At 55.7% G+C, this 14,664-nt stretch carries 13 protein-coding genes; 6 read left to right on the forward strand and 7 right to left on the reverse strand.

Annotation, left to right across the window (positions count from 1 at the left end; genetic code table 11):
- Nucleotides 1-15 precede the first annotated feature (15 nt).
- Nucleotides 16-1,332 (reverse strand): TRAP transporter large permease, encoded by a 1,317-nt coding sequence (locus JXR15_RS12455; protein ID WP_422053527.1) that lies wholly within the window; start codon nucleotides 1,330-1,332, stop codon nucleotides 16-18.
- Nucleotides 1,329-1,913, reverse strand: coding sequence for a TRAP transporter small permease (locus JXR15_RS12460; protein WP_422053528.1), 585 nt, complete (start codon nucleotides 1,911-1,913; stop codon nucleotides 1,329-1,331). The genes JXR15_RS12455 and JXR15_RS12460 overlap by 4 nt, the downstream gene beginning before the upstream one ends.
- Nucleotides 1,914-2,349: 436 nt before the next feature.
- Between JXR15_RS12460 and JXR15_RS12465 the strand changes: the two genes are divergently transcribed.
- Nucleotides 2,350-3,207, forward strand: coding sequence for an NAD-dependent epimerase/dehydratase family protein (locus JXR15_RS12465; RefSeq protein WP_422053529.1), 858 nt, complete (start codon nucleotides 2,350-2,352; stop codon nucleotides 3,205-3,207).
- Nucleotides 3,208-3,430: 223 nt separating this feature from the next.
- Here JXR15_RS12465 and JXR15_RS12470 read toward each other — a convergent pair whose 3' ends face one another.
- Nucleotides 3,431-5,866 (reverse strand): GcvT family protein, encoded by a 2,436-nt coding sequence (locus tag JXR15_RS12470; protein WP_422053530.1) that lies wholly within the window; start codon nucleotides 5,864-5,866, stop codon nucleotides 3,431-3,433.
- A 103-nt stretch (nucleotides 5,867-5,969) separates the two neighbouring features.
- Here JXR15_RS12470 and JXR15_RS12475 point away from each other — a divergent pair, with 103 nt between their 5' ends.
- The gene (locus JXR15_RS12475; protein WP_422053531.1) at nucleotides 5,970-6,896 is read left to right on the forward strand and encodes a LysR family transcriptional regulator; all 927 of its coding nucleotides are present in this window, start codon (nucleotides 5,970-5,972) and stop codon (nucleotides 6,894-6,896) included.
- 215 nt (nucleotides 6,897-7,111) lie between these two features.
- Here the strand turns inward: JXR15_RS12475 and JXR15_RS12480 are convergent, their stop codons facing one another.
- Nucleotides 7,112-8,125, reverse strand: a complete 1,014-nt coding sequence (locus JXR15_RS12480) for a helix-turn-helix domain-containing protein (protein ID WP_422053532.1) — start codon at nucleotides 8,123-8,125, stop codon at nucleotides 7,112-7,114.
- A 112-nt stretch (nucleotides 8,126-8,237) separates the two neighbouring features.
- Here JXR15_RS12480 and JXR15_RS12485 point away from each other — a divergent pair, with 112 nt between their 5' ends.
- Genes JXR15_RS12485 through JXR15_RS12500 form a run of 4 tightly spaced genes read left to right on the forward strand, consistent with a single transcriptional unit; the run spans nucleotide 8,238 to nucleotide 12,617 of the window.
- Nucleotides 8,238-9,311, forward strand: coding sequence for an alpha/beta hydrolase (locus tag JXR15_RS12485; protein ID WP_422053533.1), 1,074 nt, complete (start codon nucleotides 8,238-8,240; stop codon nucleotides 9,309-9,311).
- 6 nt (nucleotides 9,312-9,317) lie between these two features.
- Nucleotides 9,318-10,163: an efflux RND transporter periplasmic adaptor subunit gene (locus JXR15_RS12490; protein ID WP_422053534.1), complete on the forward strand. Its 846-nt coding sequence runs from the start codon at nucleotides 9,318-9,320 to the stop codon at nucleotides 10,161-10,163.
- Between the two features lie 55 nt (nucleotides 10,164-10,218).
- A complete protein-coding gene (locus JXR15_RS12495; protein WP_422053535.1) occupies nucleotides 10,219-11,481 on the forward strand; it encodes an MFS transporter in 1,263 nt (420 codons plus the stop codon).
- Nucleotides 11,482-11,495: 14 nt separating this feature from the next.
- Nucleotides 11,496-12,617: a calcium:proton antiporter gene (locus JXR15_RS12500; protein ID WP_422053536.1), complete on the forward strand. Its 1,122-nt coding sequence runs from the start codon at nucleotides 11,496-11,498 to the stop codon at nucleotides 12,615-12,617.
- 863 nt (nucleotides 12,618-13,480) lie between these two features.
- Here JXR15_RS12500 and JXR15_RS12505 read toward each other — a convergent pair.
- From JXR15_RS12505 to JXR15_RS12515, 3 genes are all read right to left on the reverse strand, one after another.
- Nucleotides 13,481-13,723 (reverse strand): hypothetical protein, encoded by a 243-nt coding sequence (locus JXR15_RS12505; protein ID WP_422053537.1) that lies wholly within the window; start codon nucleotides 13,721-13,723, stop codon nucleotides 13,481-13,483.
- A gap of 93 nt (nucleotides 13,724-13,816) precedes the next feature.
- Complete coding sequence (locus tag JXR15_RS12510; RefSeq protein ID WP_422053538.1) at nucleotides 13,817-14,029, reverse strand: hypothetical protein; 213 nt, start codon at nucleotides 14,027-14,029, stop codon at nucleotides 13,817-13,819.
- 33 nt (nucleotides 14,030-14,062) lie between these two features.
- Nucleotides 14,063-14,266 (reverse strand): hypothetical protein, encoded by a 204-nt coding sequence (locus JXR15_RS12515; protein WP_422053539.1) that lies wholly within the window; start codon nucleotides 14,264-14,266, stop codon nucleotides 14,063-14,065.
- Between the last annotated feature and the right edge of the window lie 398 nt (nucleotides 14,267-14,664).

A 14,664-nucleotide genomic window follows, 5' to 3' on the forward strand; every position in this document is an offset into this window, starting at 1 on the left:
GCCGCCCTTTTTGGTTTAGTTCGGAAGCAAAAACAGAGTGATGGCTGGGAAAGCCACGAGCAGGATAACCCTGACAATATCAGACCCCACAAACCAAATCACGGCACGATAGGTCTCCACCATCGGCGTGCTACGATCCATGGCGTTGATGATGAAAAGATTCATGCCCACCGGCGGCGTGATCAAGCCAACTTCCACCACAATCAGCACCAGAATACCAAACCAGATCGCCACATGCTCTGCGCTCATGCCAAAATCTAATCCGAGGATCACCGGAAAAAAGATTGGCACGGTCAAAAGGATCATGCTGAGGCTGTCCATCAGGCACCCGAATACCAGATAAAAAGCCAAGATCAGGCACAGCACCATCCAAGGCCCAAGGCCGAGGCCAATCACCCAGTTGGACAGCTCCTGTGGAACCTGGCTGAGCGCGAGAAAGCCATTGTAGATGCCAGCGCCCAGTACGATGAAAAAGATCATCGCGGTGCTTGTGGCTGTGGAAATGATGCAGTCCTTCAAGATGGACCACGTGAGGTTGCCTTTGACCAAGGCAATCAATCCGGTGCCTGCGGCACCAACGGCTGCGCCTTCGGTTGGCGTAAACCAGCCAAAATAGATACCGCCCACCACAGCGCCAAAAACCAACAGGACCGGCCAAACGTCAAGCAACGCGCGGTACCGCTCTGCCATTGGAACTGCAGGACGCGTACCTGCGGAGTCCGGGTACAGGCGCACATAGATCGAGATGGTCAGCATGTACCCAAGCGCGGCGAGAATGCCGGGAACAAAGGCGGCCAAGAAAAGCTTGGCGATATTTTGTTCCGTCAGGATGGCGTAGATCACCAAGATCACAGACGGCGGGATCAGAATACCCAAGGTGCCGCCGGCCGCCAAAGTGGCTGTCGAGAAGCCGCCGGAATATCCGTACCGACGCATCTCCGGCAAAGCCACGCGGCTCATTGTGGCTGCGGTTGCAAGTGAAGAACCGCAGATCGCGCCAAAGCCGGCACAGGCCCCAACGGACGCCATGGCTACACCGCCCTTTTTGTGCCCAAGCCAACTCTCTGCGGCCTTAAACAGCGCCTTAGACATGCCCGACTGGGTGGCAAACTGCCCCATTAGCAGGAACATCGGAATTATGGTCAGGGAATAGCTCGAAAAGGTCGTGTAGGTTTCCGACTTGAGTTTTGCCAAGAACATGTTGGGGTTGCCGGTCACCATATAGAGACCGCCCAATCCACAAAGCATCATCGCAAGCCCAATCGGCGCGCGCAGGAAGATCATCACCAGCAGAACAGGAAACGACAGGTAGCCAAGTTCCAGGTTTGTCATTGTGCGCTCCCCCCAATTGCATGGGTGGAACCGCGCCCTGTGAGCGCGGTGTAGACGCGCATCATTGCGCAGTACACAGCCACAACCGAAGCCACGGAAGCTGCAGCGAAACTTGCTGCATAGGCCCACCAGACTGGAAATTGTAACAGAAAGGTGGTTTCGCCATAGGCGTATTTACTTTGCAAACCTGCGAACAAGCGCCAAGTGATCAACACAATCACCGCCGCCAAAACACATTCCCAAAAAGCAATCAGGTAGCGGTTGACACGTTGTGGCAAAAAGTTTGTGAAAACGTCCACGGTGGCATGCGCGCCGTGCAGCTGACAAATCGGCAAGAACGCAAAGATGGCAAAGGCCACGCCCGCTTCAAGCAACTCAAAGTCGCCGTTAACAGAGCCTACGCCGGATTGCTGCAGCCAAGTGGCAAAGCCCTGCGCCGTCGCTTCCAGAAACGGCGCATGTGCCAAGGTGCTGATTGTTCGCCCTATTATGCTAACGCATGTCAGTACGATAAGCGCGGTGAGCACCAAACCGCCAAGAATCGCTGTGCTCTGCGCAATGGCTCTGATTGCCCTGTGCATATTGCCTCTCCCCCTACCCTTTGAGACGCCCATATCACGGCATCTTCCCAGTTGGTTCATAGTGCTAGGGGGCCAGTACGCCCTTTGCCAGCAATTTTGCGCGCCGATCACAAAAAATGTGACAGCACGCCCCAAGACGAAACCGTATTGGTAACAGGTGCTGCAGTAGATTGCTATTTGCGGAGGTATGTGGTGCCCAAGGAGGGAACCTGTTTCTTATTGCAACTTGTTGCAAATTGCGGATCTTCCTTTTTCCTGTCGCTCATAGTGACATTTTAGGCAAGCAAACCACCGCAACTTGTTGCAAGCAATTAGATGCACAAAGGTGGCTCAAATGGTGGCTTAAAACTCAATTACGTCACCGGCATTAAGCGGCCGCAGACAGGACCAGAAAACACTGCATTGCAGCTTTCCCAAAACTGCCGCTAGAGCATAAGTGCAGCACTTTGGTGGGTTGGATGCGGACAAAGCCGCCCAAAGACATCCTCAACTGAATGTCCGCTTTCCTTTGTCGGTTAGTCTCATTAGGACTGAAAAGCGTGATGTCACGTTGGGGGAAACTATGCCAAGAATTCTTGTAACTGGCGCATCAGGCCGGATTGGGCAGGCATTTTTTGCTGCGTTTCAGGAGCAATATGACTTTGTGCTTACCGATCTGAATGAACCCGAATATCCAGTCTCGGGGCCACATCGCTTTGTGCAATCTGATCTGACTGATGCCAATGCCTCAGACACTTTGTGCCAAGGTATAGATGAGGTTGTTCATTTGGCGGGCGTTCCCGACCCAGATGCCGCGTTTGCAGATGTACTGCCAGCCAACATCCTGGCAACAACCTATCTGATTGAAGCCGCTCGAAAGGCGAGTGTCAGCCACTTCGTCTATGCCAGCAGTGCGCAAACCATCGAAGGATACCCCGTAGACCGACAGATCGTTTCAGGTATGGCCGTTGCTCCGGCCAATCTCTACGGCGTCTCGAAGTGTTACGGGGAAGCTCTGTGCTCCCTTTATGCAACGAAACACGGCATGTCCTGTGTCTCGTTGCGAATTGGATCTTTCGAACCCGCAGATGGCCCGCCGCTTGAAACCAAGCGCGATTTGAGCGCGTGGCTTAGCCATCGTGATGCAACTCATCTGATTGATCGGGCGATCCAAGCTGAGATCAATGGAAGTTTTATCGCGCACGGCATCTCCGACAACCGTTTCAAGCGACTTGATCTGACCGAAACCTGCAAAGTCTTGGGATATGCGCCGCAGGATGATGCGTTCTCAACCTTCCCAATACCCACCTCTTGAACCCGCCATTCGTTCGCCATGAGGCATTGGTAAGTGTCGGCTATGTGCCGCCGTGTACCACAAGTTGCACCGACGGCAGCTCTGGACCGTTAGCTGACCTAATCATTTTGGGCGGACAGCGGACTTTCGCCGCGAGCCGTGTGAACGACTGATATGTGGGGCGAAGTGTGAGTTCGCCGCGGTTCCGCCAGTAGCTGCCTTGAAAAAGTTTTTGAGGGACAATTCAACCCCGCATGCGTTCGAACTTGGGATCGAATGGCGAAGGTTCGATAACATGCGCAACAATGCGCTCACCGCACAAGTCAAGTTGGAGCGATGATCCGACAGCGGCAAAATCGGGTTTCACAAAGGCATAGGCCAGATTCATTTCGACACGGTGGCCATAGTCGCCGGACGTGATGGTGCCAACCGCTGTGTTGCCTTGCATGAGCGATGCGCCCGGGTGGGCCGGGGCGCGGGTCGTGTCGATCTTAAGGGTGACCAGTTTGCTTTGCGGTCCGGCGGCCTGTCGTTTCAGCAGTGCCTCTTTGCCGATGAAATCCTGCTTGTCCAGTTTGACGAACCGCGACAGGCCCGTCTCGAACGGGTCGAATTCGGTAATGAGTTCTGCTTTCCAGTGCAGAAAGCCTTTTTCCATGCGCATGGAATCAATGGCGCGCGCGCCGAAGAGTTGCAAACCATGCGCTTTCCCGGCCTCGCGCAAAGCAAGGTAGGCGGCATAAAGCGATGCGTTTGGCACGTGGATTTCATATGCCAGTTCTCCCGAAAAGCTGACGCCCATCACCACTGCAGGTGCAAACCCTACAAAACATTCGCGCACCGAAAGCCACGGGAACGCCGCTCGTGACCAGTCGCCGCGCGCGCACTCGGAGAGCACGGCGCGCGCATTTGGCCCCGCCAGAACCAATATCGTGTAATCATTGGTGAGGCTGCGAAGCTGAACATCTTCCCTGGGATCCAGATGTGCCCTAAGCCAATCCATGTCATGGTATTCCGAAGCCGCGGCAGATCCGTACCAAACCCGGATCGGCCCGCGATCGGATGCAGGCAGGTTGGCCACCGTCGCTTCTGCTTTGACACATCCGTGATGGTTCAGCAGATATCCCAATCCCACTCGGCCTTCGCGTTTGGCAACGGTTCCGCACATTATGCGATCAAGAAAACCGTGGCGGTCCTTTCCGGTGATCTCGATGCGGTTGAAGCCGTTGACTTCTGCCATGCCGACCTGCGTCGACACTATTTTGACCTCTGAGGCGACCACCTCAAAGGCTTCATCGAAATCAAAGCTGAAAGACGGGTGGAAGTCAGGCGAAGGTTTAATGTAGTCAACGCGCTCCCACCCATTCACCACGGTAAACTCCGCGCCTTCGGCGGCCAGAACAGGCGTCAGGGGCGTTGTTTTCGCATTGCGTCCAGCGGGGCGGTGTTCGTGCGGGAAATGAAATCGGAATTCGTTCTGGTAATCCTCGATTGCCTTGAGGGAGGTGAGCTCAACCGTCGCATGGCCGGTGAACCGGCGCGGGTCGATCACCCAGGTGTCATAGCACGCTTCGCCATGCACGATCTGCTGTGCCAGAAGCCACCCATGACCGCCCCCTTCGCCCAGCCCGGCCCGCAAACCGATGATGCAGAAGGCATTGCGTTTGCCGGGGATCGGGCCAACGAGAGGCGCACCGTCTATTGTGTAGGTGATCGGGCCATTCACAACCCGTTTTATCCCAACCTCCGTCAAGACGGGCATACGTTCAAACGCACCTTCCAGCACGTCCATTACGCGGTCAAGATCATCAGGACACAGGTCGTTCGAAAAGCTGTGGCTGATCCCGTCTAAACCCCATGTTTTACAATTCTGTTCGTAGAAGCCGACGAGAAGACCGTTTTTTTCCTGGCGGGAATAGTAGTCGGAGATTGGGCACCGTAGCAGAGGCATACGATGACGGGCCTCTGCGATGGCGGGAATATCTTCGGTCACGAAATACTGGTGTTCCATCGATGCTACGGGATGTTGCACCCCCATCATCGCGCCGATCTCGTTCACGCGGTAGCCGCCTGCATTGACCACGATATCGCAATCAATGTCTCCGTGCTCCGTGTGTACAGTCCAGGTGTCGTCCTTGCGCTGTGTCAGGCCGGTGACAGGCGTGTTGCGATAAACCTCTGCCCCAGCTTTGCGGGCATGAAAGGCAAGCGCCTGGCAGAGCTGGGCGGGATCGATATCACCGTCTTCGCCATCCCATAGGCCGCCCAGAAGGTTCTGGGTGGAAATGAGCGGGTGGCGACGCGCGCATTCTTCCGCGTCGATCACCTCGTATTCCACGCCCATGCCCCGTGCCATCGACGCGAAGTGGCGATAGCCTTGCATCTGCTCTTCGGTGTTGGCCAAGCGAATACCGCCGTCGCCGTGATGATAACCGACGGGATACTCCGGATCGTCCCGAAGCTTCCTATAAAGAGCGATGGAGTGGGACTTGAGGCCCACCATCGTCTGGGTCATGCCAAAGTTCGTGACCTGCGCTGCCGAATGCCATGTCGTGCCGGACGTCAGTTCATCCCGTTCGACCAAGGCCACATCGGACCACCCCTCCTGCGTGAGATGATATAGGGTTGAGCAGCCCGCGATGCCGCCACCGATGACGACTACTTTAGTCCTGGGCTTCATGCTGGGCTCCTCTACCTGTTGCCGCAATCACCCTGACAAACGCGTCATACTTTGAAAATTCTTTTTATTATGGGTATAACCTCAGAAATTCTGAGGTTATCACGTGACACTTTCTCTTCGCGCCATGCGGTACGTACAGGCCGCCCTAAAACATTGCAGCATCACGGGCGCTGCTGAGGTCACACATGTCACTCCATCAGCCATCGCGGCCGCATTAGATCAGGCCGAAGCTGTGTTCGGTATGGCGCTGGTCACGCGCGCTCGGGCCAAAGGCATCTTTCCGACCGCTGCAGGCCGCGATGTTGGAAGGCGTATCGATGACTTGCTGGAGCGCTACGACGAATTGCTCACGAGCGTTTCCGATCTTCACTCAGACATCTCTGGGAATCTGAGAATTGGTTACAACGCGCCGATTGCACCGGCGTTTTTACCGCATCTGGCCGCGCAGATGCAGGAAGCCAATCCCGGCGTGACGTTTACCCTAACCGAAGGGGATAACAATTCAGTTCAGACCGGTTTGATTGACGGGCAATTCGACGTGATCCTGTTCGTCGAAGAACTGCCCAACCTGCAGATCGAGACGCGTCCGCTTATCTATGCACCCACCTATTGCCTGTGTCCCACGGACCATCTGCTTGCTCAGCATGCGACGGTCACCGTTTCCCAAATTGTCGCCGAAAGGCTGATACTGTTGGATCGACCGGCCGCACGCGGGTACTATTTGGATCTGCTCGAACAGAACGGCGGAGAACTTCACATTGTGGCAACTGCCAATTCTACGGAAATGGTCCGGTCGCTCGTCGCCTCGAAAGTCGGGATTTCTCTTTTGAACATGAAACCATGGGACCTGCCGACTTATGCAGGACCAGATATCCGGATACTACCGATCCAGGACCATAGCTGCGGCGTCACGCTCTCACTTGGGTTTTCGCCAGGACCGAAGCGAAAATTGGTTCAGACTTTCGTTGAAAGCTGCGTTACATTTTTTGACGGGCCGACGAGCGCGAACTTGACTGTTTCTATGGCTTGATGCGCCGCAAAAACGCCACACCGTGGTTTCCAGAAAGGCGGCATCCCGAACATTTGTAGATCGTTCTGCATTCAATACTTTGAGGGCGTAGCTTCCATTTGCTGTTTGATGGATCAGCGACCGCTTTGGGCCGGTAGCTGACCTAATCACTTTGGGCGGAGAGCTGACTTTCGCTGCGGTTATCGCCAATGTCCGCTCCAAGTAGGCCATGTTACTTACGCACCGCTCAATTTGCGAAACTTAGTTGGGGAAATACCAAACCAGCCGGCAAATGTGCGGCGGAAGCTGTTGACCTCGCTGAACCCAAGATTGAAGGCTACCTCAGCGACGGAAAGATCAGTTCCTGATAGCAGCGATCTGGCGCGGTCTGTCTGTTCGGCGACCCGTATCTCTTTAAAACTGATGTTCTCCACAGAGAGCTGCCGTTGGAGCTTTCTCACGCTGATGCCTAACGTGGACGCCACCGTTTCAATGTCGGCGTGCCCCATGGCGAGTTGCGCGCGCAAGGCATTTTCAACCACCTCTTTGGTGGTGGAGGGTGTTTGGCGGGACCGCACATCCCGGATGCCTGCCAAGGTCATCTCAAGCCGCGCGTCGGTTGTCCGCGGATTAGGGGTTTCGATGTCTGACAAAGGGATCGCAATGCTGGCGGCGGATCCACCGACGCGCACTTCGACATTGTAGATGTATTGCAGCGCGGTTTCGGTGCCACGGTGCATCTCCGGCAGCTCCACCCAACTGGGGCGCCATCGGGGTCCGCAGAACTCGCGCACCACACTTTGCAGCACAAACGGCAGGTCCTGATCGATCAGATTTGCGCCGGCGGTGCCGCCGAGCATGGTGTCAAACCCAAGTACAAAATGGTCTCCGGCCACGCGCGTGCGCAAAACAGACCCTCTTTGCAGAAACGGCAGGATTTTTTCCGCCCGCGTCAGCGCCACATCCAGCTTCGGCGCGCCGAGCACATAGTCTGCGTAGGCCCCAAAAGCGGCGTAGCTGAAGTCTTGCGTGATATAGGCGCCGATGTGTTTTTCCGAGAGCTTTAAGCTGGCGGCCTGCATGAACCGTGCCTGAAGCCGAAAGGGGATGAACACGGGCGGGCCTTCCATGACTGCTCGGGACAGCCCGGCTTCTTTCAGTGCATGTTCGGACACCCGTGGCGACGCGATTTGGTCAAGCTGTTGAAGCGTAGGGCGAAACGCCAAGGTGCTTTGCAAAACCGTGTCCATGACGGGCAGTTTGTCGTGAAATGATCACTTTTGGAAGTGGCGATACCGCCGCCCGAAAATTACCTTCAGCTCCGAGAGACGAACAGCCCAAACTGAGAGTTGGAGACCAAAGATGAAACGACGTTCCCTTCTGAAAGTTGCTCTGACTAGCGCCCTGATTGCGGCTCTTTCGGTGCCCGCGATCGCCACGGCCGACAAGGCACCCAATGTGAGTGAAGGGCTGCCAATGACGGCACGGACCGTACCGGTGCCTGCGGGTGTGTCCCCGGAAATGGCCGGGCTCATCGGCAGCCGTCAAGTTGATATGCATGCGGAGACGCCATCCTCCACCGAGCAATGGCTTGCTTTGCAAGCTGAATTTGACGCTGCCTCCCTGCACGGGGTCGCAACTTTGCTTGAGATGACCGGCGCGGAATTTGCCGTCGAGAATGTGGCAGGGGTGACCACCTACCGTGTCACGCCAACCAACATTGATCCTCGGTGGGAAGGCGCCGTTTTTGTGCACGTACACGGCGGCGCGTTTGTGTTTAATGGGGGCGAGGCCGCCATGGCCGAGGCGATCTGGATGGCGCATGGTTTAGGTGTTGAGGTGGTGTCTGTCGATTACCGCCGCCCACCGCTGCATGCGTTTCCGGCGGCAACAGACGATGTGATCGCCGTATGGCAGCAGGTTATCAAGGACCATGACCCAGCCAAGGTTGCGATGTTTGGCACCTCTGCTGGGGGCAACCTGACGCTGTCGACGGTTTTGCAACTGCGCGACATGGGTGTCCCGTTGCCCGGTGCCGTTATGGCCGGCACACCCGCTGTGGATCTGGCGCAGACGTCGGACAGCTGGATCACCTTGCAGGGCCTCGATCCCCTTGGCGCCCGCGAGGGGGTGATTGAAGGTACATTTGACCTTTATTCCGGCGGAACTGACATGACTGATCCGCGCCTGTCCCCGATCTACGCCAATCTGGACGATCTGCCGCCGACGGTTCTTCTAACCGGCACACGTGACCTTTTGTTGAGCGACACCGTGCGCATGCATCGCGCCTTGCGCGCGGCAGGAGTTGTCGCCGATCTGCACGTCTATGATGGGCAGTCCCACGGTGACTATATGGCGGGTTTCTTTGTGAACGCACCGGAGACGCATGATGCGTGGCGTGAGCTCAACACCTTCTTTGACCTGCATCTGGAGTGACCCGACATGACTGTTTTTGCGAAACTCCCACTTCTTTTGTCTGGCCTTTTGGCAACCCAAATTGCCCACGCAGAGCCTGCGACAGACTTCACCAAAATGCTTGCAGCGGAGGCCTTTACCGGACGGATTGAGCCCAGTGAAAGCGCTCTGGTGGCCAATTCGGTGCGCGGCATCCTCACGGCGGTGCATTTCAAGCCGGGCGACACTGTTGAGAAAGGCCAGTTGTTGTTTGAAATTGCCTCCGCAGCTTATGAACAAAAACTCGCGGCCAGTCTGGCGGTCGAAAACCGGCGGCAGGCCGAATTGACAACAGCAGAGGCCGAGGCGCAACGGCTGGCGAAACTTGGCACGCGCGATGCAGTGTCTGAACAGGCCGTTCAGGACGCAATGGACCGGTTGATCCTGGCCAAGGTGGCGCTGCAAGAGGCACAGGCGCACCGCGCATTGGCGGAGCTTGAGCTGGCCTCGACGCAGATCAGGGCGCCGATTTCTGGGCAAATTGGTCTCGCCCATAAACAGGTGGGCACCTATCTGGACATCGAAAACGGTCAAGCGCTGGCACAGATTGTGCACACCGACACGGTCCGCGTCGTATACGGCATGCCGTATAACTCCCTGATCGCGCTGGACCAGTCGACGCCAGAGGGATTGAGCGTGTTGATGGAGCGCTTTCAGATCGACGTGCATTTGCCCGGTGACGCTTTGCCACTGGCGCAGGGTGGCCGCGTGCTTTTTTCTGAAAGCGTGCTGGTTGGGGAGGAAACCCTACGTATCTGGGCCGAAATCCCAAACCTTGAGCGCGGCCTCATTCCCGGCTTGAACGTCGACGTCAAAGTCAGCCTGCCAAACTAAACCAGGTCGCGCACCCGGCGCGGCCCACTTTCCCTCTTTCTGCAGGAGCAGCCGTATGGCCCGGTTCAGCGATCAAATCCACACACTTAAATACCTGTTCATCGCGGTCGCGGCGATACAGCTGGTGACCGCGGCTTCAGGCACCATCGTCGCGCTTTATTTTGCCCAAACCGGCGCGTCTCAGGAAATTGCAGCGCTGGCACCTGCCGCCTATTCGTTGGGGTTCCTGATCGGCTGTTTTTTCATTGCAGGCTGGATCACCAGCATCGGGCATATTCGTGCGTTTTCCGCGGCGGCGGCCATCTGTACTGCTGCCGCTCTGCTATTCTCTGTGACCGACCACGAGCCCACGCTGCTCATCGTGCGCTTGATGACCGGCGTTGCAACCGCAGGTCTGTTTGCCATCGGTGACGCCTGGATCAGCGAAACCGTCGAAGAACAATCGCGCGGTCGCCTGCTTGCCGTGTTTGCCATTATCCTCGGGTTGATGTCGGTTCTCAGTCAGATTCTCGTCATCGTGACACCCGACGACCTGAACCAGTCCTTTGTGCTGATGTCCCTGCTCTACTGTCTGGCCATTGTGGTGATCGCTGCCACTCCCAGCACGCCGCCCGAGGGCAAAGAACGCGCAAATGTACGTTTCAAAGCGCTGTTTATAGACGCGCCAACCGCCGCCTTTGGCGCGCTCACCGTCGGCATCGTGTCAACCGTGTTTATGAATGTTGTGCCATATCGGGCGGCGGTCATTGGCATTGATGCTGCGGATGTCGCCATCGGCATCGCTGCGATCTACGTCGGGCGTATTCTTTTTCTCTATCCGCTTGGATTTGTGTCCGACCGCATGGATCGGCGCCGCGTCATTGTCGTGACCGCAACAATCGCTACCGCCGCGCTTGCAGCTTTTGCCACCTTTGCCACCGGCGACGGCGTGCGTCATGCTGCCATCGTCGGCACGCCGCTCTACATTGCCATGCTTGCCGGATTGGTCCTGCTGGGCGGCTCGATGCTCACCCTCTACTCGCTGCTTTTGGCCCATGCGATGGACCGCACTGTGCCCGTCTACGTCGCGTCCAGCGCCGTCACAATGCTGTTTGTCTTCACCATCGGCGGCATCGCTGGGCCCCTCATGACCAGCGCGCTTTCAGCGGTCTTGGGTGATGCGGCCATGGGGTGGATGCTTGTTGTTGCGATGGCAGCCTTCGTGCTCTTCACCGCTCTCAGGATCAAAACAGTGGCCCCGGCAGCCAGAGCAGAACAAACCCACTTTAAGCCGACCGAAACCAACAGCCTCAAATCCGTCCCCACTCAGAAACGGTAAGGTAGGAAACCATGATGACCACCCCCTCCACAAACTTCTTTCGCGCGGAAAAGGCCACTCTGCTGATCTGGTTGGTATTTATTGCCTTGAGCTTCGCTGGCGACCTCATCAAGCCAACGGCCATGGGCTCCAGCATGTCCTGGCTTTTGCTGGGCGGTATTTTTGGGGTGATGCTGTCCGCGGTCTTCCGCGTGGTGCACCACGCTGAGTGCCTGGCCGTCATCTTTGGCGAGCCTTATGGCACGTTGATCCTGACATTGTCGGTGATTGGCATCGAGGTGGCTCTGATCACCGCTGTTATGCTGACCGGGGACAACAACCCGACGCTGGCCCGCGACACGATGTTTTCCGTGCTGATGATTGTCATGAACGGCTTGGTTGGTCTCAGCCTGCTCATTGGGGGGCTGCGGCACGGTCTGCAGGTGTTTAACCTCTCGGGCGCCAATGCCTACCTTGTGGTGCTGCTGCCTGTGGCTATCGTCAGCCTTGTCTTGCCAAGCTTCACCACATCCGCGCCGGGCGGTGGTCTGTCGGCTTTGCAGACCGTCTTCATGATCGCCATGTCCGTGGTGCTTTACGGGATTTTCCTTGTCTACCAAACCGCCGGCAAGCCCGAGATTTTTCGACAGCCTGAGGAAGACCTGCCAACCACTGGCGGCTCAAATGTACATCATCTGGAAACGAAGAGCATCGGCTTCCATGTTCTTTGGTTGGTGCTGGCGATGTTGCCCTTGGTTTTGATGTCCAAAAAACTGGCGCTTTTTGTTGATTTCAAATTGCTGGAATTTGGCGCCCCCGTCGCGCTGGGTGGCTTTCTGGTGGCAGCCATGATCCTGACACCGGAAGCTCTCGCTGCACTGGATGCTGCGCGGGCCAACAAACTCCAACGGGCCGTGAACATCTGTCTGGGGTCAGCTTTGGCAACAATCGGTCTGACGGTGCCCGCTGTGCTGATTGCAGCGCATTTTGTTGGACTTCCCATTGAACTTGGGCTCGGCGGGGCGGAAATCGTGCTCCTGGCGCTGACAATGGGGATCAGCATCCTGACCTTTGTAGGCACCCGCACCAATGCACTTCAGGGCGTCGTGCATCTGGCCGCTTTCATGACCTATGTGTTTTTGATATTTGACGCATGACCGTGAGTCTAAGGTGCGCTGCGTGATCTCAAAACGCAGCCGCTCAATAGAGGGCTCGCTGGAGACCGATTTGATACCCGCCAAGTCGGACCTTTACTGTCTGGCGCGTGAAGGTCCGCTATGGGCCGTCTGCGGAACTTTGCAAAGTCCGCTATCTGCGCATAACCGACTTTGACCGCTTCCGCAGCACTGAATCTGGAGTATTTCTCTTTTGGTTGGCTGCTTTCCTCAAATTCAGGCAACAACCATGCACAGACATCTAACGGCGGCTTCTCGATCAATGTGGTAGGTATCACCACCCGTGAGTTATCGAAGCAAGCAGTACGGGCTGCGAACGTCCAATGTTCACCAGGTTGAAGTAACTAGATGAAGTAAGAGCCGCTGAAGAATTACAAGCTCGGCGACAATGAGCATTTCACGCCTCACTTGATGGCCGCAGAGCTGGAGGGTTTGATTTAAGAAGCGTGATCCCAGCGAAAGCCAAAAGGTGGCTCAGATGGTGGCTTGAAACTTCAAGTCGCCAATTTTTATTTTCAAAATCAATACATTAATGCGGATATGTGGTGCCCAAGGAGAGCATGCCGAAACACAACTTTTTCAGAGAGATGGCGGTCCCAATGCGTTGAAAAAGCGTTCAATTCACCTGAACGATCACTTCTCGTCCAGTATCGCATTTCTTGACCAAAACTCCAAGAACCACAGAATCATTGGTGGGCGAAGAAAGGCTGTCGCTTCCAAATCTCCAAACCCAAACCGGCGCGACAACACGCTACACGTTCGCCCCCAACTTCCTGATTCTGTCGGAAACACGGTCCAAGGACGTCGGATTGTCGGCTTGGTTTTGATCCGAACTTTATGAACGTCTAAGCAAGACGAATTTCGAAAGCGCTGCTATTCCGCGCGATTTCCTCCGCCTCGTGATTTGCGTCCCATAGCAACAACTCAACTCGAGCCGCGTCCACTGTGTCAGAGATGTCAGAACAAACATCCTTGAGACGGCAGTTTTTCTCAAATCCGGGTACCAGCTGCAGCTGCTTCATCCATCTGTGGACGTCATCGAGGTGAATAACCACACGATCAAAAGACACTTCGTTTGAAACGGACATTTGAACCCTCCTGCTGCAACCGCAGCTGTAACTCTTTAAAAGATCACAATATAATCAAGAACACGATAGGCTACTGTTACCGGCCAAGGCAAGTCAATTGGTCGGTGGGCGATCATAGTTCACGGGCACATGATCCGGACTGCAGTTGAAAAGCTGTTCATAGGTTTCACGCATGTCCGTATAGATGCCCAGCAACGTATCAAGGTCAGTACCATCATCGTCGCCCAACCGATTTATCCAACTGCGGAGGCGGCGCTCCAGCACCGCCTCCTGTCCCGAAGAGGCGCTAAATCGAAACTTAGACATACCTCTTCCTCCCCAGTTGCCTTGATTGGTCAGCTATTTTACCACTCGCAAATGAGCGTCGGCGGTGCCGCTCTCAACCTCGATGCCAAGTTCGTCCTTGAGTTCTTGGGCCAACTTGGCAAAACGCTGCTGTTTCGTCATGGTGAAGATATCTTCTATTTCCTTCACAACATCCCCGTTCTCAGCTTTTCCGAGAACACGAAAATTGTCGCCGTCTGGTAATACCTTGGAAGTCATTGGGAGTTCCTCACTTGTTAACGTGAAGGCCTCTTTCACCCTTTTAATTTTGCCCCGCGAAAGAGCCGACCATTACAATTTTAAGTAAATCAATTAAGATTCGGTTAATCGTGCGCCCTTTGTTCGCCTGACGTTCACGTTATGTAGTCAGGTTTTCCATACCTGAGCCTACGTATTGTCTTCGCCAAGACGCTAGTCACCCCTGCACGCCCGTTACGCCAGCGGGAACAAAGCCTGAGTGGGGACAGAACGCCTATGCCATCGGGCTTGGGAACAAGCTTTCGTGCCAGAGTATGTTCCGAACCATGCCAATTGGGCCACACTCTAACGGTCCGCAAAGAAGCCAGAGTGTTTACAGAGCAAGATCCGCAGTGGTAGCGTTTCAACCGTTTATTGCT

It is taken from the genome of Shimia sp. (genome assembly GCF_049116215.1).
Lineage (GTDB): Bacteria > Pseudomonadota > Alphaproteobacteria > Rhodobacterales > Rhodobacteraceae > Shimia.